This is a genomic window from Phycisphaerae bacterium, assembly GCA_035275405.1.
GTDB lineage: Bacteria > Planctomycetota > Phycisphaerae > UBA1845 > UTPLA1 > DATEMU01.
Genome location: DATEMU010000003.1, coordinates 1,142,381 through 1,161,158 on the forward strand (window position 1 = coordinate 1,142,381; position 18,778 = coordinate 1,161,158).

The following is an 18,778-nucleotide window of genomic DNA, read 5'->3' on the forward strand; positions in this document are numbered from 1 at the left end:
ATGAGCGCGGCGTCGGCTGAAGAGATGCGTAAGCACCTGAAGGTCTATTACATGGTCTTCGGGGCGTTGGCCGTGCTGACGGTCATCACGGTCGGTGTGGCCGAGCTGCACTTCCTGACGGTCCCGCAGGCGATCACAGTGGCCCTGGCCGTCGCCATCGTGAAGGGCTCATTGGTGGCGTGCTATTTCATGCACCTGATCAGCGAGCGGGGGATGGTGTTCTGGATTCTGGGCATCTGCGGGCTTTTTTTCATCGTCCTATTATTAATTCCGGTGGTGACGGTGTCGGAGTCGGTAGGGCTGCACTGATGTCGCTCAAGGCTTTTCATGTTTTTTTCGTCGCCGTGTGCCTGGTGCTGCTGCTGGGCTGCGGATGGTGGGGGTTGCGGGACTATCGCGCGGGGGGCGGCGTCGAATCGCTGTATCTGGGCGCGGGTTCGCTGGTCGCGGCGTTCGCACTCGGGGTATATGGTGCGTGGTTCCTGCGCAAGCTTAGAAACGTCAGTTACGTTTGAGGGGCACGATTCTTGAATCGAGTACGGTTGATCACCCTGGCTATTGCGGCGGCGGCGGTGGTATCGCTTTGCACCGCCATCCCTTCGTGGGCCTGCGCGGTCTGCGGGGGCGATCGCGACTCCGATCTCGTCAAAGGCGCGGAGGCCGGCGTGCTGACGATGGTGGTCATTACGTACGGCGTCCTGCTGTGTTTCGGCGCCATGGTCGTGGCCTGCTTCGTGCGCTCGCGGAGGCTTCGCCGCGCCGCGGACCCGTCCCATACCCCCGGCGAGTGAGCACCGCGGCAGCACCATGAATCCCTCGAATCTGGATTACGCAACTCGCAGCCTGCCTCGCCCCGCGAATCGCTGGCTGCATCGCTTTGCCATCCTTGTCGCCGTCGCGACGTTTGTCCTTATCATCGCCGGCGGCCTGGTCACCAGCACGGGGAGCGGTCTCTCCGTTCCGGATTGGCCGACGACCTACGGCCACAACATGTTCACCTTTCCGTGGTCGCAATGGGTCGGCGGCATTCGGTTCGAACACAGCCATCGGCTGATCGCCTCGACGGTGGGATTTTTGACCATCGTACTATGCATTTGGCTGTGGCGGCGCGAACCTCGCCGCTGGCTCTGCTGGTTGGGGACGGCGGCGCTCTTGGCGGTCATCACGCAGGGCGTATTGGGCGGCCTCACGGTTCTCTACCTGTTGCCCACACCGATCTCGGTGCTGCATGGCTGCCTGGCGCAGATGTTTTTGTGCATGGTCGTCTCCATCGCCGTCTTTACCTCACCGCGATGGACAGCGCAGCCAAAACTGGAACCGGCGATCAACGCTGGCGCGCCACAGAAATGGGCGCTGTTGCTGACACTTGGCATCTTCGGCCAGCTTATCCTCGGGGCGGTCATGCGCCACACCGAATCGGGCCTCGCCGTGCCGGATTTCCCGCGAGCCTATGGCCAGTGGGCGCCGGACCTGGGCGAGTCAGCCATCGACCGCTACAACGAGCAACGGCGCTTTGAGATGCTCCTGCCGGTCGTGACTCGAGAACAGATCGTTTATCATCTGGCCCATCGCGCCGGCGCGATCGCCGTGGCGATCCTGGTGTTGGCCGTGGCCGGACGGATGCTGCGGGACCATGGGCGGCTGGCGTCTTTGCGGCGTCCGGCCGTGTTGTTGATGGTGTTGTTGGCCGTGCAGATCGCCCTCGGCGCATGGACGGTCTGGTCGGAGAAATCCGCGCTGATCGCCACGGCCCATGTTGCCATCGGCGCGGCGATGCTGGCGACGGCGTGGGTGCTGACACTGCGATGCTATCGCGATGTGGCTCCGATTCGGCAGGAGCAACTGGAGTTTGATTTGGCGAGGTCCGCGGTATGAAGGCCCCGTTTGAACAAGGCGATGGCGGCGTGGCTTCGGGTGCGGTGGCGTCCGGCGCTTCGGCGTCGCTGCCGATCGGGCTGGCCGTCCGCGGCCGCCTTGCGGATTATTCGGAGCTGGCCAAGGTCCGCCTCTCGCTGCTCGTCCTCGTCGTAGCGGCGGTGGGGTTCTGTCTGGCGGACTCCGCGCCGGTCAACCTTTCGCTTTTGGCACACGCTATCGTCGGAACGGCCCTGGCGGCGTTTGGGGCCAATGCACTGAATCAATACATGGAGCGCGATTTTGACCGGCGGATGCGCCGCACGGCGCAACGGCCCTTGCCCGCCGGCCGGATGGCTCCGCGCGAGGCGCTGTTGTTCGGGACGACCGCAGCAAGTACCGGAGTCCTGTACCTGGCCCTGGTGGTCAATAATCTGGCGGCGTCGTTGGCCCTCGCCACCGTCTTGCTTTATCTGCTGACCTATACACCGCTCAAGCGAAAGACCGTTTGGAATACGGCGGTGGGAGCGATACCCGGCGCGCTGCCGCCGATGATCGGCTTCGCGGCCGCCGCCGGAACGCTTCAACCGATGGCCTGGATGCTGTTCGCCATTCTTTTCGCCTGGCAGCTTCCGCACTTTTTCGCCATCGCGTGGATGTACCGCGAGGACTATCGCGCCGGCGGCTATCGGATGCTCTCCGTTGCCGATCAGACCGGCCGCGCGACGGGGCGGCAGACGGTCCTGTTCTCGGTGGTGTTGTTGGTCGTGAGTCTGTCACCATGGATCGCGGGTTTCTCGGGGCCTGTTTATTTACTCGGCGCCATCGCGCTCGGGGCCCTGATGATCTTTGCGGCGGCGCGGTTCGCGAGACTGCGCACGACGGCGGCGGCGCGGGTCGTGCTCTGGGCCTCCCTGGTCTATCTGCCGCTTCTGATGATGCTGCTCCTTCTCGATCGCTGGCCCGTGTAAGCCATGGCCGACCTCGTTCAGGTTGACGCCCTTCGCCATCAATACGGATCGAGGGTTGCGCTCGACGGCGTCAGCTTCGCGGTCACTGGCGGCGAGTGTTTCGCATTGCTCGGCCCCAATGGCGGGGGCAAGACCACGCTGTTTCGCATCCTGACGACGTTGCTTACGCCCTCCGGCGGGACGGCGCGAATCTGCAGTTGCGACGTGCGGACCGATCGCCCGGCCGCGCGGCGGCGAATCGGCGTCGTCTTTCAATCGCCGAGCCTCGATATCTACCTGACGGTCCGCGAGAATCTTCGCCACGCCGGGCACTTGTACGGAATGTCGGGGCGCGAATTGGAGCGGCGGATCGTCGAACTGCTCGGCCGTCTGGGTCTTGCCGGCCGCGAGGATGATCTCGTCAAGACGTTGTCCGGCGGTCAGCGCCGGCGGGCGGAAATCGCCAAGGGGCTGCTGCACGAGCCTGCGCTGCTCATCCTCGATGAACCGAGCACCGGGCTCGATCCGGTCGCGCGGCGCGAGTTGTGGCAGATGTTGCAGGAGCTTCGACAGTCGACGGGCGTGACGATCCTGCTGACCACGCACTTTATGGAGGAGGCGGAGCGGTGCGACCAGCTGGCGATCCTCGATCGCGGTCGGCTAGTGGCCTGCGGCAGCCCGGCGCAGCTGAAGGGTCGCCTCGGCGGGGATTGCATTACGATTCAGTGCGACGATCCGGCGGCGCTTCGCGAGCGGGCGGCGCGAGAACTGGGCGTCGAAGCGGCGGTCGTCGATGGGATGGTGCGGATCGAGACGGCGGACGGTCCGGCGGTCATGGCCCGGCTGATGGCTACGTTCGCCGCGGAGACGAAGGCGATTACGCTGGGCCGACCGACGCTGGAAGACGTTTTCGTCCATGAGACCGGACGGCGGTTTGATACGGAGGTCGCCGCCGATGCAGCCTAGCCAAGACACGGCAATCGTTGGCCTCTGGCAGCCCTGCTCGACGCTCTGGCGGCGGGAGATGGTTCGCTTCCTGCGGCAGCGCAGCCGGATCATCGGCGCGCTGGGCACACCGCTGGTGTTCTGGCTGCTCGTCGGTGGGGGGCTGAAGCAGTCGTTCAAGCTGCCTGGCGTGGACTCGCGGATGACGTATCTGGAGTATTCGTTTCCCGGGGCGATCGTCGCAATCCTGCTCTTCACCGCGATCTTCTCCATGATCTCGATCATCGACGATCGCAAGGACGGCTTTCTCCAGGCCGTGCTCGTTGCGCCGGTCTCGCGGGCGTCGATTGCGCTGGGAAAGATCCTGGGCGCGATGACGCTGGCGGTAGGGCAGGCGCTCGTCTTCCTTGCGCTGGGCCGTCTGGCTGATATTCGCATGGGGGCGCTGTCGATCGCCGCGACTTTCGCCACGATGACGCTCGTTGCCTTCGCCCTGAGCGGGCTGGGCTTTGTGATCGCGTGGCGGATGGAATCGACGCAGGGTTTTCACGCGATCATGAACCTCGTGCTGATGCCCATGCTCGTGATTTCCGGCGCATTTTTCCCGCCGGGCGGGTCGGCGACGTGGCTGCGCTGGATCATGCTGGTCAATCCGGTAACCTACGGCGTAACGCTCCTGCGCTGGGCGATGTATCTCGACTCGCCCGCTCCGCATCCCAGCCTCGACGGCAGTCTGGCGGCGGCGTGGGTGGTTACAATACTCTTTGCGTGCACGATGTTCCTGCTGTCCATGCTCGCCGTCCGGCAGGACGCCGCCAGGGTGCTGCAATGACTGCCGAATCATCCAACTCGACTCCACCGCTCCCTCAACCCGAAAGCCCCCACAGTCGACCCGGAGCGGGATTCTGGATTCTCTTGATGCTCTCCCTGGCTGCCGTCGGCGGCGTGGCCTTCCTGCAATATTCCCGCGTAGACAAGGCGCGGCTCCGCAAGGCGTCGTTGGAACAACTGACCGCCCCGAAGCCCGAGCCCCTGCCGGTCATCGCCACGCTGCCCGACTTTACCCTGATCGACTCCAGCGGCAAGCGAGTGTCACTCAACGACCTGCGCGGGCGCGTCTGGGTGGCGGACTTTTTCTTCACGTACTGTGCCGGCCCCTGTCCGGTCATGTCGCGGCGGATGAGCGAGCTGCGGCAGATTCTCAAGGACGAGAAGATGGACGACGTCCTGTGCGTCTCCATCAGCGTGGATCCCGAGCGCGACACGCCGAAAGTCCTCGCCGAGCACGCGGAGATGTTGAAGGCCGAGCCGGGCAAATGGCTCTTCATGACCGGCAAGAAGTCGCAGATTTATGACCTGGCCATCAAGGGCTTCAAGGTGGTCGTCGCCGACTCGGAGCAGGCCGACGAACAAATCCTGCACTCGACGCGATTCGTGCTCATCGACCGGCTCGGGCGGATCCGCGGGTATTACAAGGCGCTGGCCGACGATGAAGAAATGGACCCGCAGCTTGCCGTCCCCGGGCGCGGCATGCCGCAGGACATCCGGAGCCGCCTGCTGACGGATATCCGCGTCCTTCGCGACGAGGCCGCGAAGTGAGCATCAGCGACCTGCCGCACGTCAACGCCGCGTTGAATACGCTTGCGGCGATCCTGCTCGTCGTGGGGCATCATCAGATCAAGCGGAAGCGCGTCGCGGCGCACAAGGCGTGCATGCTCTCGGCGACGGGCGTCTCGGCGGCGTTTCTCACGAGCTACCTGATCTACCACTACGCGGTCGGGAGCGTCCGCTTCGCGCACGGCGGGGCGCTGCGGACAGTCTACCTCGCCATCCTCGGTTCGCACACGATCCTGGCCGCGATGGTTCCCATCCTGGTTGTCATCACGCTCTGGCGGGCCCTGAAGGGCGACTTCGTGCGCCACCGCCGGATCGCCCGGTGGACGTATCCGATCTGGCTGTACGTCAGCGTGACGGGAGTGGTAGTGTATTTGATGCTATACCAGCTCTTTCCCGGGCCGCGGCCATAATTGGAATGTTTTTTCCACAGATTGCCGCAGATGGCACAGACGGGTTTCACGCGAGCAACAACAGGTGGCTGTGGGGCTGTTCATAATCTCTGGCATTGGCCGAGACGAGTTCGGCGCGGCCGTCCCCCTTCCACTGGACAGCGCGAATTGACGGGTTACTCCGCGATTCCAAGGGTCGAAGGCGGCTGTTCTTCGCTGGCTCGTCTTACATCTTTCTCCTTCATCCGTTTAACGATGTCCGAAAGCTCAGTTGAACTTAACTCGTGCCGCGGTTGCCCCACTACAATCGCTGATGGGTAGACCATGATACCCGACGGCTTATCCAAATAGGTGGGGATTACGATTCTCCATTGAGCAAATCGGGGTTCTCTTAATAGACTCTGTAAGGCAAGTAGTACCTTTATGTGCAACACCGAAGGATCAACAATCTCAAGGTATTGCGTTCGGTCGCCAAAATTATCACCTCGAAAATAAAAATGGCATCCCTTTCGATAACCGACTTTTCCAAGCCTCGATAACCAGTCCTCCATCACTTCGTACGCGCGATCGTATTCCTCATTCGTTACGTCTGGATCTGACGGAGCGCTTTTCCAAAGTCCATTCGAGTCTTCCGTGCTAGGAGTGCCGTAGACGTAATCCTTATCGTTTTGCGTGCCCATTCCGACATCCGCATAAACCGGATATTAGTGACGGCCACCTGACTCTTGCCCGTTCGGAGAACATTCTACCATTTCAGGATTTCCGCTCCAGCCTTTCCAACGCTTGCCTGAGCCCCTCCTTCGCCATCTGCAGATCAGGCTGGAGTTGCAGGGCTTTTTCGTATTCGCGGATGGCCTCGTCGAGGCGGCCGAGTTGGAGCAGCGCGGCGGCGAGGTTGGCGTGGGCTTCGGGCCAGTTTCTACGAAGGCGGATGGCCTCTTCGTAATGGCGGATCGAATCGCTGGTGCGACCGAGCCGGACATACATGGCGGCGAGATTGTGGTGCCCCTCGGCGGATTGCGGATTGAGGCGGATGACCGTCTCGAATTCGGCCGCGGCGTCGGCGAATCGGCTCTGGCGCTTGAGGAGGAGGCCGAGGTTTTTGTGGAAGTGGTCGTCGTCGGGCCGACCCTCCAGAGCCCGACGATAGAGTTCCGCGGGCCTGTCGGTCATCCCGGCGACGGCGAGTTCCTCGCCGATCGCGGCGAGGTCATCGGCCGAGTCAACGACCATCGGCGGCGGTGGCCCCGTGAGGGCCCGCTCAAGGTCCGACGGCGTCAGATAATAGATGAGGATGGAACGGCCGACGTCGGCGTCCGGCTCGCGCTCGCGGAGGAAGGCGCAGAGCCGACCGAAGCGGATGCGGCGGACGATCTCGTCGGGGAGCCCCTTCGCGTCGGCGGGTGAAGCGAAGTCGTGCCGTTGCAATTGTTCGATCCGCGGGAGGGCCGCTTGATACAGCGATTCCAACTCCGGCGTCCAACGGCTGACGGGGAGCAGATAGACCTGTTGGAGCAGGGTGGCGCTGATGCAATAGATACCGGGCTCGAAGGCGGGGTAGTCGCCGGTCTGCCACCAGGAATTGCTGGGGAGGTAGCGCGGACGTATTCCGTAGAACTCCGGATTGCCGTTGCCGAGGTAGGACAGATAGACAGGCTGCGCGCCGGGCGATTGCGGTGGGTTGTGGTCATTGAGCCAATCGGCAAGACCCCGCAGGTCCTGGCCCCAGTCGACGGAGCTGTCGACGAGATGGCGATAGCCGTTTCGCCCGACAAAGCTATTGAAAAATGAAAGATAATTTGGCCAAGCCCAAAGGGCAGCACCGGCGTGGAGGGCGAGAATGGCGGCGGTAATGGTAACGACCGGCCTCTTACGCCACTGCACGGTCGCCAGGGCCCCGCAGGCGATCATGAGCGGCGGGTAAATGGGGAGGATATGGCGGTGACCGATGTTGAAGGGACTGGCGATCGCCGTGGCCCAATAGAGGATGAAGAAGATGATGAGGGGCAGGGCGCGGTACCAAGTTGGAGTATTAGGAGCAGTCGTCGCATTCTGAACCGGCTGGTCGCTTCGCCGACGCAGCCGTGTCACGAGCGAAAGGAGAAGAACCGCCAGGAACGGCAAAGTGGTTTTGATCAAGAATGTGTAGGGGAAATAGGAGCGGAACCCGGTCCGACGACGTTCGCCGTTGAGAAAGGCGACGCTGCCCTTGGTCATGTTCTTCGCGTAAAGGAAGCCATAGAGATAGGCTTCAGGCAGGAGGCGGTGGTCGCGCGCGAAGGAGACGGCGGGAGCGACCCAGCCCGCGCGGTTCAGTTCGAAATCCCACTCGGGTTGGCGCGACTCGGGCTCGGTATTGGTCGACATCCAGCGATCGACGCCGGGGCGGGCGTTGACAAAGGCCGGGTATTTCAGGCCGTGGGCAAGCCAGATGCCGCCGGTAACGATCAGGACTTGTGCAGCGAAGACGGCGGCATGTACTGCGAGTCGTCGCAGACGCGGCGCGATGGCCACAGAGCGGCCAAATGCCACATCCAGCGGGCGATTTGAAATACACCGCGCCAGGAGCAATACACCGTAGCAGGGAATAACGAGGACGGCGGAGAGCTTGGCGTTGAAGAGCGCGGCCAACGCCACGCCACTGAATAGTACTGATGCGATACTGACGCGATGGAGCGCCCACCAGATGGAGAGCAGCGAGAGGAGGAAAAAGAGCGTGGCCGCCATGTCGGTCGTAATCTGGAATCCGTGGGCGAGCATCTCCGGTGAAAAAGTGAACAGGGCTAATGCAATCAACCCACCGGCGACGCCGAACCAGCGCCGGGCGACGAGGTAGATCGTCAGTCCCAGACCGACGCTGAAGAGCCCGATCATCGCCCGACCGGCCAATAGCATTCGATCCAGCGGATTGCCCAATTCATAGAAGAACTGCCAGCCGAACTGCCACTGATTGGAATTGTGCCAGGCGGGTTGATCGAGGCTGGGTAGTTTGAGCGACATGAAATTGAGCGGGAGAGAGGCCCACAGTTCGATCAATGGGGGATGTTCGGGCACAAGCCGGTAATCGCCGGTCTGCCAGTAGGTGTAACCGGCAGTCAAATACGCGATTTCGTCGCAGGAGCAGGACTTCCGCCAGACACTGGTAAGGCCGAGTGCGTAGTGCGTGCAGAGGAGCACTGCGACGACCCAGCGTGCGTTAAATCGCCGTGGCTCGGCCGGGACGCCGTGCGCTGCGCGGGTCGCGCGGGGCGGTCGAGATGAAACGCGTCGAGCCGTCATTGTTCACGCGGCGGTGCGGCGACGTCGGGGCCAGTCGTTGCCGGCCGGGATGTGGTCATTTCCGCGAGCCGCCTGGCCGCGGCCTTGTCTTCCGGGTTGATGCGTAATGCCTCACGGTAGGCGTGCCGCGCTTCGTCGGCGCGGCCGAGTTGGCGAAGGGCGTTGCCCAGGTTGACATGTACGGCGGTCGTGTCGGGATCCTGGCGCAGCGCCTCATGGAAACTGGCGACGGCCTCGTCAAAGCGGCCGGCGCGCGCCAAGGCAATGCCGAGATTGTTGTGCATGGCGGGCCAGTGGGGATGGAGCCGCAGGGCCTCGCGATAGTGGATTATGGCATCTGGCAGATCGCCTTTTCCGGCATAGAGACCGGCGAGGTTGGTGTGGGCCTCCGGCCAGTTCTTGCGGAAGCGGATCGCCTGCTCATGATGGTGGATGGCGTCATCCATGCGGCCGAGTTTCACATACATGGCCGCGAGGTTGTTGTGGGCCTCGGCGTATTTCGGGTAAAGACGGATCGCCTCCTGGAACTCGGCGGCGGCCTCGGCGGACTTGCCTCGGCGACTCAACATGATGCCCAGGTTGTTGTGGCAGCGATCGTCGTCGGGCGTAAGCTTGAGGGCCTCGCGGTAATACTGCTCGGGAATTCTGGTGAGACCGGCCATGGCAAATTTATCCGCCATGTCGGCGAAGTCCCGGGCGGTCTCGGCGACCATGGGCGGCGGCGGGCCGTACAGTGCACGATGGATATCCGTTGCCGACACGCGATAGATCAGGATCGAGTGACCGACCTCATCGTCGGGTTCGCGTTCGCGCAGAAATGCGCAGAGCCTTCCGAAGCGGAGATTGCGCACCACCTGCTCCGGTAAGCGGTCCTCGGGGTCTTCGCCCGGGAGCGTCGTGGGGAATGGTTGATACTGCTGCATTCGATCGATCCGCGGGCGACTCAATTGATAAAGGGCCTCCAGGTGCGGCGACCAGCGGGAGAGTGGAAGTAGAAACACCTGCTGGATCATTGTCGCGCTGATGCAGTAGATGCCGGGCTCGAATGCGGAGTGCTCCTCTTTCTGCCACCAGCTATTACTGGGCAAATAGCGGGGCTTGATGCCGTAATAGCCCGGCGAACAGTTGCCCAGATACGAAAGGTAGACGGGCTGCGCGTGGGGGGAATCGGGCGGGTTATTCGCCTTGAGCCAGTCGGCCAACCCCATCATGTCCTGACCCCAGTCGACGGAGCTGTCCACGAGATGGCGATAGCCGTTGCGCGAGCCGCCGATGGAGCTGTTGAAGAAGGAGAGGTAGTGTGGCCAGGCCTGCGCCGCGACGCCGGCATGGAGGACGACGAGAACGGCGACCACAGCCACAATCGGAACTCGACGCCATCGTACGGTCGCGAGTGCCCCGGCAAAGATCATGAGCGGCGCGTAAATGGGCAGAATGTGGCGGTGACCGATGTTGAACTGACTGCCGATGGCGGTGATCCAATAGATGACGGAAAAGATAATGAAGGGCATGGCCCGATACCAGACGGGGGCCGCGCGCCAGTCCTGCGCCGTTGTTTCATCGCCGCGCGCTTTGATGAGTGTGGTCCAGGCGACGAGCGTCAGGAAAAAGAGTCCCAGGGCCGGAAGCGTCGTCTTGATAAGGAATGCGTAAGGGAAGTAGCTGCGAAACCCCGTTGACTGCCGCCAGCCATTGAGGAAGGCCTCGCTGGTCTGCGTCATGTTTCGGGCAAAGAGGAAGCCATAAAGGTATGCCTCCGGCAGAAGCCGATGATCGCGGGCGAACTTTACGGTGGGGGCAAACCAGCCGGCGCGGTTCAGTTCATAGTCCCAGTCCGACTGCCGCGATTCCGTGTCGGGATTCGTGGAGAGGAAGCGATCGACGCCGGGCGTCGAATGGACGAACGCTGGGTATTTGAAACCGTGCGTCGCCCAAATTCCGCCGGCGACGATCAAGCCCTGCAATACAAAGACGGCGGCATGGACCGCCAACCGCCGCAGTCGAGGGCGAATTTCAATGATCCGACCGACGGCCAGTTCCAGCGGACGACGCGAAATGCAGCGGATGGCAATGAGAATAAAGTAGGCAGGGAAGATCAATACGGCCGACAGTTTTGAGTTGAAGAGCGCCGCCAGGGCCAGGCCGCTCAGGAGAACGCTGGCGGTGCTGACGCGATGCAGTGCCCACCAGATCGAGAGCAGCGAGAGCGTAAAGAAGAGCGACGCCGCCATGTCGGTGGTCACCTGGAACCCGTGGGCCAGCATCTCTGGCGCGAAGGCGAACAGCGCCAGCGAGATGAGGCCGCCGAGGGGCCCGAACCAGCGCCGGGAGGTGAGGTAAATGGTCAAGCCCAATGCGACGCTGAAGAGGCCGATCATGGCGCGACCGGACATGAGCATTTTTTGGAGCGGATTGCCGAGTTCGTAAAAAAACTGCCAGCCGAATTCCCATTGGTTGGATGCGCGCCAGCTCGATTGATCGAAGCTCGGCATTTTCAGGTTCATGAAGTTCAGCGGGATGGTCGACCAGAGTTCGATGACCGGGGGGTGCTCGGGAACCAGTCGATAGTCGCCGGTCTGCCAATAGGTGTATCCGGCCGTCAGGTAGGCGATTTCGTCGCAGGAGGATGACTTACGCACAACACTGGTGATGCCCAGCGTGTAGTGAATGCAGAGCAGCAGCACGACGATCGGCCAGGAAATCAGCCAGCGCGGCAGCCTGCGGCTATCGGATGCGGCGGCCCATTGCGTAGTGGAATCTGGAAACTGTGTCATTGTGCCGATCTATTTGCTCGACTGAGTCGTGGAAACCGGGGGCGTATTCCTGGCGGCTAATTCATGCAGCCGCGCCGCAGCCCCACGATGCTGAGGGTTGATTTTACGGGCTGCTTGAAACTGTTCCTCCGCTTCCTCGCGACGGCCCGCCTGCATCAGCAATTGGCCGAGGTGGAAAAGCGGGTCGGCGTCGCCGGGCCGCGCCCGCGCGAGTTGGCGACATTGCTCCAGGGCCTCCTCGATCTTCCCTTGTTTCATCAACGCCTGAGCCAGATTGTAATAGGGCGAGGTTTCGGCGGGCTTCAGTTGGATGGCAGTTCGGAATTGAATAATGGCATCATCCAGCCTTCCCTGGCGGGCCAGGGTTATGCCGAGATTGCTATGCACTTCCGCCCAGCCCGGCTGCAGGCGCAAGGCTTCCTGATAATGTTCCGCCGCTTCGTCGAGCCGGCCCAGTTTGGCCAGCACATTGCCGAGGTTGTTGTGCACGCGCGGCCATTCCGGCTTGTAGTAGATCGCCTCGCGGTATTGTTCAACCGCTTTGTCCGGTTGGCCGAGTCGCGCGAGCAGCTTTCCCGCCGCATTGTGTGCCTCGGGATAGGCGGGATCGAGCCTGATCGCCTCACCGTATTCGAACAGGGCTTCCTGGTGTTTTCCCAATTCGCCCAGGACGAGGCCGAGGTTGAAATGGGCGCCGGGGTGCGCCGGCGCGAGCCGAATGGATTCTCGAAACGAAGCCTCCGCCCCGACGTAATCGCCCCGCTTTGCCAGAACCGAAGCAAGATTGTGATGGGAATCGCCGTGGTCCGGCCAGCGCTGGAGATTCTGGCGATAGAGCGCCTCGGCTTCGTCCAGTCGATCGAGCCTTAAGTAGGCCGTGCCCAAAGCGTCGTAAGGACGCGGGCTGTCGGGTCGCTTGGCGATGACATCCTCCCAGATGGAGATCTCCGTTCGATAGTCGTAGTTGCGGCGAAGAGTCAATCCCATCAACACGATCGCGACCACCGTAGGCAAACCGACCGATAGGGCGCGCGTTCCGGCGTTCGAAATGCGACCGGAGGCGGAGGCGCGTTGTACGAGACGGTGGATTCCCACGACGGCAAGAACACAAATGGCCGCCAGAGGCAAGTACATGCGGTGGTCAAACGCCCGGTCTTCGATGGGTATGATGCTCGACGTCGGTCCGAGGATGAGAAAAAACCAGAGGCCGCAGAATCCCCACGCGGGCCGGCGCCGCAGTGCCCACACGGTCGCCGCGACGAGCAGGGTAATGACGATCCCCGGCCCGATGATGGCGAGCGGGTCCTTCGCCAGCGGCCAGCCGTAATCAAGACAGAGCGGATAGGGCAACAGCGTTAGACGGAGGTAATGGAGGATGACGCCGAACTGGGTGAGCGCGTAACTGAGGGGAGTTGAACTCTCGACGGAGAACCCGGCGGAGGAGGCGCGCGGTCCGCCGATGTTGAGCCAGGCCACGATTATCCACGTGGAAAAGAGCGCCAGGTAAAAAGGCCCCCGCCGCCGGAACTGTTCTTTGAACGACTCTGCAAAAAAAATCCGATCGAACGCCAGCAGGGCGAGCGGGGCGGTCGCCATGACCTCCTTCGTGGCCATGCCCAGAGCGCTGGCGATGACCGACGCGGAGTACCAGCAAAAGGCCGAGCCTCCGGCCATCCCGCGAAGCGCGGCGTACAGCGTCAAAAGATAAAAAAGTCCGCAGAGTGACTCCGCGCGCTGGATGATGTAGGTCACGCTTTCGGTCTGGAGCGGGTGGACGATCCAAATCAGGGCTGCGACGAGCGCCAGGCCGGTTGAGGAATCCGCGAAGGCAATGGTCCGCCGGCTCGCCAAAAGCGTCCGACGGAGGATCCCAAAGAGGAGGAGTCCGGCGAGAAGGTGGATCACGAGATTGAAAATGTGGTATCCGGGAAGCCGGAGGCCGTGGAGGGCATAGTTGACGGCCAGGCTGAAATTGACGATAGGCCGCCCCGAGACGGTCGTGTCGGGGGCCGCGTGCAGAGAGTAACTCAGCGGCCAGAGTCGGCGGATGAAGACGTTGTGCCGGATGGCATCGTGGTCATCGAAAATGAACGGGACGTGGAAAGTATTGCAGTAGGCGAGGATACCGCTGGCGACCAGGATCGCCGCCGCGGGCAGGACTCGTAAGGGGGGCCGGGAGGCGGGGGACGGACGTGGCAGCGATTCCTCCATGTCGTGAGGCTACAGGATGTTCCAGGCGCCGCCAATCGGCCGTTTGCCCGCTGGCGGAGGTCCCGTTATAGTACGGGGCTGCGCTACGTATGCCCTGGGCGCTCGCGGGCGTTCCGTGAGCCATCAAGGGCGTCGGGTTCAAGGGTACGACATCCGTCGGACTGCCTGACCGGTTTCCCATCCCATCGGCGAGTGGGCTCCGGCAGGATGATAGTACGAATGGGCGATGCGGGGAGTGGGCCCCGGCGTCGCCGCGGACGGAAGGTTTTCATGCAGCGAATCAACAACGAAATGCTTGCCCAGATCGATGTCTCCGACGACGAGTTGAGTCAGGAATTGCGGACCGCGTTCGGGGACACGGCCGATGCGCCTGCCCTGGAAAAGGCGATCGGCAACATGGTCGCGGACTTCAAAGCCGACACGGTCATCAAGGGCAAGGTCGTCGCCATCAGCGGGCAGGACGTGGTTGTGGACGTCGGGCTGAAGAGCGAGGGATACGTACCGCTTTCAGAATGGGAAGACTCCGGCGAAGTGGACGTGGGCGACGAGATCGAGGTCCTTCTGGAGACCATCGAGTCGGACAGCGGCGTGGTCATCCTGTCCAAGCGCAAAGCGGATCGGATTCGCGGCTGGGAGCGAGTGCTGGAGAATTGCAAGGAAGGCCAGCGCGTCAGCGGCAAGTGCACGCGGAAGATCAAGGGCGGGCTCCTGGTGGACATCGGCGTGCCGGTGTTCCTGCCGGCCAGCCAGGTCGACACGCGGCGGCCCGGCGATGTGGGCGAATTCATCGGCAAGACCGTCGAGGCCGTGGTGCTCAAGATCGACATTGAGCGCCGCAACATCGTTATTTCCCGCCGCAAGCTCATCGAGATGGAGCGGGCCGAGTCCAAGGCCAAGGTGATGACGAACATCGAAGTGGGCGAGATTCGCGAGGGCACGGTCAAGAACATCGCCGACTTCGGCGCGTTCATCGACTTGGGCGGAATCGACGGCCTGCTGCACATCACGGATATGAGTTGGGATCGCATCGGCCATCCGAGCGAAATCCTCCGAGTCGACGACAAGGTGAAAGTCAAGGTGCTCGCCGTCGACAAGGAGAAGGAGAAGATCGCCCTGGGCCTGAAGCAGACGCAGATCAATCCGTGGGACGAGGTGGAGACCAAATACCCAATCGGGACCAAGGTCCGCGGCTCGGTCGTCAACATCACCAACTACGGCGCGTTCATCAAGCTCGAAGGCGGCATCGAAGGGCTTGTGCATATTTCCGAGATGTCCTGGACGCGGCGAATCACCCATCCTTCGGAGATTCTCTCCCTCGGCCAGGAAATCGAAGTCGTGGTCCTGGAAATCAACAAGAACAAGCAGGAAATCTCCCTCGGCATCAAGCAGACCGAGATGAACCCGTGGACGAAGGTGGCGGAGAAATACCCGCCGAATACCGTCGTGACCGGTCAGGTCCGCAACCTCACCAACTACGGTGCGTTCATCGAGATCGAAGAGGGCATCGACGGCTTGCTGCACGTCTCCGACATGAGCTGGACCAAGAAGGTCAGCCACCCCTCAGAGCTGATCAAGAAGGGCGACGAGATCAAGTGCGTCGTGCTGACCGTGGATCAGGAGAAGCAGCGAATTGCCCTGGGCCTCAAGCAACTGACGGAAGATCCGTGGTTGCACGCCGTCCCCGAGCGGTATATCCCGGGCATGATCGTCAAGGGCAAGGTGACGAAGATCACCAACTTCGGCGTGTTTGTCGAACTTGAGCAGGACCTCGAAGGGCTCCTGCACGTGTCCGAATTGACCGACCATCGCATCGAGGACCCCCATCAGGAAGTCGAAATCGGCCAGGAGATCGAGGTCAAGATCCTCCGCGTCGATACGGGCGAGCGTAAGATCGGCCTCTCCAAGAAGCGGGCCGATTGGGCGTCCGATACGACGACCGAGGGTGGCGCGGGGTCCCGCAAGGAAATCAAACAACGGCGCGGCGGTTTGCACGGCTCGACGGGTGAGGAGACGACGGGCATCATCAAGGGCACCGATCTGCTGACGGAGCACACCGAAAGCAAGCCGGATGAGGTTCCCGCGGCGGAAAACGAGACCAGCGACACACCATCGTAATTACAGGACGAAATGTACGGCGGGCGGGGCGGCCCTGACCTAGAATGTGGGGCGCGCCGTGCCGCGGTCCCTAAATATCCGGAGGCGGCAAGGGGCGGCCTCGGAATTCAGGCGAACCAGCCGGCCACTTGGCCGATCTAGGTAGACGAGTTGCCGCCGACACGGCGGGTCTTGCATCCAGGGCGTCGTCGAAGCGGGAGGATAGGACCATTTCATCAGTTGAGCCGGGCCTTCAGCAGTACCTCAGGCAGATCAACGAGTCGGCCCTTCTTTCCGCGGAAGAAGAGAAGGAACTGGCGCAGGCGATCATGCGCGGCACCGCCGCGGCGGGTCGATTTGCCCGGCGCGAGATCAACCACGAAGAAAAGCACGAACTCGAACAGACGGCGGCGACGGCCCGCGAGCGGATGATCCGCAGCAACCTTCGCCTCGTCGTCAACATCGCCAAGGCGTATTCCAATCGCGGCATGCCGCTGTCCGACTTGATCGAAGAGGGCAATCTTGGGCTCCTGCGGGCCGTCGAAGGATTCGATCCCGAAATCGGGGCGCGCTTCAGCACGTATGCGAGCTGGTGGATCAAGCAGGCCATCAAGCGAGCACTGATCAACGCCGTTCAGCCGGTGCATATTCCCGCCTACATGGTCGAGATGATCGCCCGATGGAAGCAGGTTCATACCGAGCTGATCGAGGAACTGGGCCATGCTCCGACGGTGCAGGAGGTTGCCGAGCGGATGCAGCTTCCCGAGCGAAAGGTCCGGATTATCAAGCGGGCCGTCCGGGCATTCACCGCTCCGACGCAGTCCTCGATGAACGATGCGGGGGTGCTGCTCTCGGACATGCTCCCGGACGAAAAATCACCCACGCCGGACGAAGCCGTCTTCAACGAGGCCGAGTCGCAGATGCTGGCGAAGCTGGTCGATGCGCTCGATCCGCGGGAGGCGACGATCCTGCGGCTGCGCTACGGTCTGGATGAAGAGGAACCGATGACGCTCAAGGACATCGGCGCGCGGATCGGATTGACCCGCGAGCGCGTCCGGCAACTCGAGGGCGAGGCGCTCCGCAAGCTCCAGGAAACGCTGGCACCATCGGTGTAGCCACTCCCGCCACCCATCAATCACTGATTACCACGCGGACATGGCCGTCACCATCAATGGCTGATACAGAATCTCGGGCGGCATGTTGTACCACGCCGTCGAGATGATCCCCAGCGCGGACTTGTTTTCCGTACAGCGTCGCGCGTGCGTACGGATGTTGTGCTCGAAGCGCGTAAAGTTCGGCACGCCGTCCTTCGTGTCGCCGTTGCCGATTGCCGTGGGGCTTGTGATCACGTCGTGACCGCGGTCCTGGTAGTACTCGAGGTAGGGCAGCGCCCGAATCCAGCGGGGGAAGCCGCCGCCGAGATAGCGGCCGAATTCGGCCATGTAGGGTTTTCCCAACGCGGTCTTGAGCCGGGCGGGCTCCGAATAATTCTTCATCACGTCGCGTTGTACGTCGGGCACCTTGCCGCGTTTGTCGGCAACCGTCCAGCGCCAGTCGTGGCAGACGCGCGGCGCGCCGTCCAGGTGGGCCATGCGGGGGATCAGGACCGGCGTGGGGTCGGAGACGGCGATGTAATCCCAATATTGGATGATCGTTTCCTTGGGCAGATGCTCCAATGCGGCGGGAAAGGCGCAGAAGGTGTCGTCCCAGACGATGGGGCGCAGGCCTTTTTCGAGAATCCACCGCGTCGCCTCGCCGATGTAGCGGCCGAAGAGCGCGCCGACACCCTCCTGTTTGGCGATGGGGGCGCAGCGCGAACAGGCGCCAATCTTGCGGGCCTCGTCGGCGCCGAGGTGGAAATATTTTGCGTTGGGGTGCAGGGCGAGGATGTCCTGTGCGAGGGCTTTGAAGAGCGGGAGACTTTCGGGGTGTAGCGGGCAGAGCAAATTGGACTTTTCGGGCCGTTCGCGGAGGTGTGCGAGGTGCGGATGTCGCAGGGCGAATTCCAGATGGGCGATGCTTTGCTGGAAGGGAATGATCTTGATGCCGAGTTCCGCTGCGCGGGAATTGAGTCGGCCGATGTCGTCGGGGGTCAGCGCGAGGTCGTCGCGTAGTTGCGGGTGCGACGTGAAGGGGAATCGCGAGCCGTATTCGACCAATAGGACATTAAGCTTGAACGCGGCGGCCGCCTGCATGAGTCGCAGGGCCTCGTCGATGCCCATGCGGCGGTAGTGGTCGAAGTTGAGATGGAAACCGCGGAAACGCAACGTCGGCCCGTCGCAAATGCGGCCGGTCGGTACTCGCCCGCTGGATGCGATCTGCTTGAGTGTGTTGAGGGCGTAACGGAAGCCGTTGATGTCGCCGGCGCGGACATCTACGTGAGATTCGCCGAAGTCCAATTCGTAGCAGGATGCCGGGAGATCGCCGGCTCCCAATCGGACAGACATCACGCCGTCGGCGCGGCCGCCCAGGTCCGATGCGTATGCGTTGCGCAGCGGCTCGGCCGCCGGCACTTCGCAGGTTACTTCGATTTGTCGCGGCCACGGCTGTTCGGTCGGGTGAAGATCGTACTTCTTGGGGATGGGGATGATCTCGCAGGGTTTGTTGCTCATAATGTCATCGCCGGAGTACCATGCCGACCGCGCGGCGGAGTATAACCGGTCGC

At 62.4% G+C, this 18,778-nt stretch carries 16 protein-coding genes; 11 read left to right on the top strand and 5 right to left on the bottom strand.

Features of this window, described 5'->3' with window-relative positions; genetic code table 11:
• From VJZ71_06805 to VJZ71_06845, 9 genes are all read left to right on the top strand, one after another.
• Positions 1–309 (top strand): cytochrome C oxidase subunit IV family protein, encoded by a 309-nt coding sequence (locus VJZ71_06805; protein HKQ47759.1) that lies wholly within the window; start codon positions 1–3, stop codon positions 307–309.
• A complete protein-coding gene (locus tag VJZ71_06810) occupies positions 309–515 on the top strand; it encodes a hypothetical protein (GenBank protein ID HKQ47760.1) in 207 nt (68 codons plus the stop codon). The genes VJZ71_06805 and VJZ71_06810 overlap by 1 nt, the downstream gene beginning before the upstream one ends.
• Before the next feature lie 12 nt (positions 516–527).
• Complete coding sequence (locus VJZ71_06815) at positions 528–791, top strand: hypothetical protein (protein HKQ47761.1); 264 nt, start codon at positions 528–530, stop codon at positions 789–791.
• 16 nt (positions 792–807) lie between these two features.
• Complete coding sequence (locus VJZ71_06820; protein HKQ47762.1) at positions 808–1,875, top strand: COX15/CtaA family protein; 1,068 nt, start codon at positions 808–810, stop codon at positions 1,873–1,875.
• Positions 1,872–2,825 (top strand): heme o synthase, encoded by a 954-nt coding sequence (cyoE, locus tag VJZ71_06825; GenBank protein HKQ47763.1) that lies wholly within the window; start codon positions 1,872–1,874, stop codon positions 2,823–2,825. The genes VJZ71_06820 and cyoE overlap by 4 nt, the downstream gene beginning before the upstream one ends.
• Before the next feature lie 3 nt (positions 2,826–2,828).
• Positions 2,829–3,770: an ABC transporter ATP-binding protein gene (locus tag VJZ71_06830; GenBank protein HKQ47764.1), complete on the top strand. Its 942-nt coding sequence runs from the start codon at positions 2,829–2,831 to the stop codon at positions 3,768–3,770.
• The gene (locus VJZ71_06835; GenBank protein ID HKQ47765.1) at positions 3,760–4,581 is read left to right on the top strand and encodes an ABC transporter permease; all 822 of its coding nucleotides are present in this window, start codon (positions 3,760–3,762) and stop codon (positions 4,579–4,581) included. Before VJZ71_06830 ends, VJZ71_06835 begins: the two co-directional genes overlap by 11 nt.
• 86 nt (positions 4,582–4,667) lie before the next feature.
• The gene (locus tag VJZ71_06840; GenBank protein ID HKQ47766.1) at positions 4,668–5,348 is read left to right on the top strand and encodes an SCO family protein; all 681 of its coding nucleotides are present in this window, start codon (positions 4,668–4,670) and stop codon (positions 5,346–5,348) included.
• Complete coding sequence (locus VJZ71_06845) at positions 5,345–5,776, top strand: DUF420 domain-containing protein (GenBank protein ID HKQ47767.1); 432 nt, start codon at positions 5,345–5,347, stop codon at positions 5,774–5,776. Before VJZ71_06840 ends, VJZ71_06845 begins: the two co-directional genes overlap by 4 nt.
• 155 nt (positions 5,777–5,931) lie before the next feature.
• Here VJZ71_06845 and VJZ71_06850 read toward each other — a convergent pair whose 3' ends face one another.
• The 4 genes from VJZ71_06850 to VJZ71_06865 form a co-directional block, all read right to left on the bottom strand.
• Complete coding sequence (locus tag VJZ71_06850) at positions 5,932–6,435, bottom strand: hypothetical protein (GenBank protein HKQ47768.1); 504 nt, start codon at positions 6,433–6,435, stop codon at positions 5,932–5,934.
• Between the two features lie 73 nt (positions 6,436–6,508).
• The gene (locus VJZ71_06855; GenBank protein ID HKQ47769.1) at positions 6,509–9,034 is read right to left on the bottom strand and encodes a tetratricopeptide repeat protein; all 2,526 of its coding nucleotides are present in this window, start codon (positions 9,032–9,034) and stop codon (positions 6,509–6,511) included.
• Positions 9,031–11,808, bottom strand: coding sequence for a tetratricopeptide repeat protein (locus VJZ71_06860; protein ID HKQ47770.1), 2,778 nt, complete (start codon positions 11,806–11,808; stop codon positions 9,031–9,033). Before VJZ71_06860 ends, VJZ71_06855 begins: the two co-directional genes overlap by 4 nt.
• Positions 11,809–11,817: 9 nt before the next feature.
• Positions 11,818–14,019, bottom strand: a complete 2,202-nt coding sequence (locus VJZ71_06865; GenBank protein ID HKQ47771.1) for a tetratricopeptide repeat protein — start codon at positions 14,017–14,019, stop codon at positions 11,818–11,820.
• Between the two features lie 270 nt (positions 14,020–14,289).
• On the opposite strand from VJZ71_06865, the gene VJZ71_06870 reads away from it, so the two are divergent.
• Both VJZ71_06870 and VJZ71_06875 read left to right on the top strand, forming a co-directional pair.
• Positions 14,290–16,134: a 30S ribosomal protein S1 gene (locus VJZ71_06870; GenBank protein HKQ47772.1), complete on the top strand. Its 1,845-nt coding sequence runs from the start codon at positions 14,290–14,292 to the stop codon at positions 16,132–16,134.
• A 128-nt stretch (positions 16,135–16,262) separates the two neighbouring features.
• Positions 16,263–17,228, top strand: a complete 966-nt coding sequence (locus VJZ71_06875) for an RNA polymerase sigma factor RpoD/SigA (protein HKQ47773.1) — start codon at positions 16,263–16,265, stop codon at positions 17,226–17,228.
• A gap of 27 nt (positions 17,229–17,255) precedes the next feature.
• Here the strand turns inward: VJZ71_06875 and VJZ71_06880 are convergent, their stop codons facing one another.
• A complete protein-coding gene (locus VJZ71_06880) occupies positions 17,256–18,725 on the bottom strand; it encodes a family 20 glycosylhydrolase (GenBank protein HKQ47774.1) in 1,470 nt (489 codons plus the stop codon).
• Positions 18,726–18,778: the final 53 nt, after the last annotated feature.

Coding starts and splice junctions, on each gene's coding strand:
- VJZ71_06805 (HKQ47759.1), top strand. CDS start 1: ATGAGCGCGGCGTCGGCTGAAGAGATGCGTAAGCACCTGAAGGTCTAT.
- VJZ71_06810 (HKQ47760.1), top strand. CDS start 309: ATGTCGCTCAAGGCTTTTCATGTTTTTTTCGTCGCCGTGTGCCTGGTG.
- VJZ71_06820 (HKQ47762.1), top strand. CDS start 808: ATGAATCCCTCGAATCTGGATTACGCAACTCGCAGCCTGCCTCGCCCC.
- cyoE (HKQ47763.1), top strand. CDS start 1,872: ATGAAGGCCCCGTTTGAACAAGGCGATGGCGGCGTGGCTTCGGGTGCG.
- VJZ71_06830 (HKQ47764.1), top strand. CDS start 2,829: ATGGCCGACCTCGTTCAGGTTGACGCCCTTCGCCATCAATACGGATCG.
- VJZ71_06835 (HKQ47765.1), top strand. CDS start 3,760: ATGCAGCCTAGCCAAGACACGGCAATCGTTGGCCTCTGGCAGCCCTGC.
- VJZ71_06840 (HKQ47766.1), top strand. CDS start 4,668: ATGCTCTCCCTGGCTGCCGTCGGCGGCGTGGCCTTCCTGCAATATTCC.
- VJZ71_06850 (HKQ47768.1), bottom strand. CDS start 6,435: ATGGGCACGCAAAACGATAAGGATTACGTCTACGGCACTCCTAGCACG.
- VJZ71_06855 (HKQ47769.1), bottom strand. CDS start 9,034: ATGACGGCTCGACGCGTTTCATCTCGACCGCCCCGCGCGACCCGCGCA.
- VJZ71_06860 (HKQ47770.1), bottom strand. CDS start 11,808: ATGACACAGTTTCCAGATTCCACTACGCAATGGGCCGCCGCATCCGAT.
- VJZ71_06865 (HKQ47771.1), bottom strand. CDS start 14,019: ATGGAGGAATCGCTGCCACGTCCGTCCCCCGCCTCCCGGCCCCCCTTA.
- VJZ71_06870 (HKQ47772.1), top strand. CDS start 14,290: ATGCAGCGAATCAACAACGAAATGCTTGCCCAGATCGATGTCTCCGAC.
- VJZ71_06880 (HKQ47774.1), bottom strand. CDS start 18,725: ATGAGCAACAAACCCTGCGAGATCATCCCCATCCCCAAGAAGTACGAT.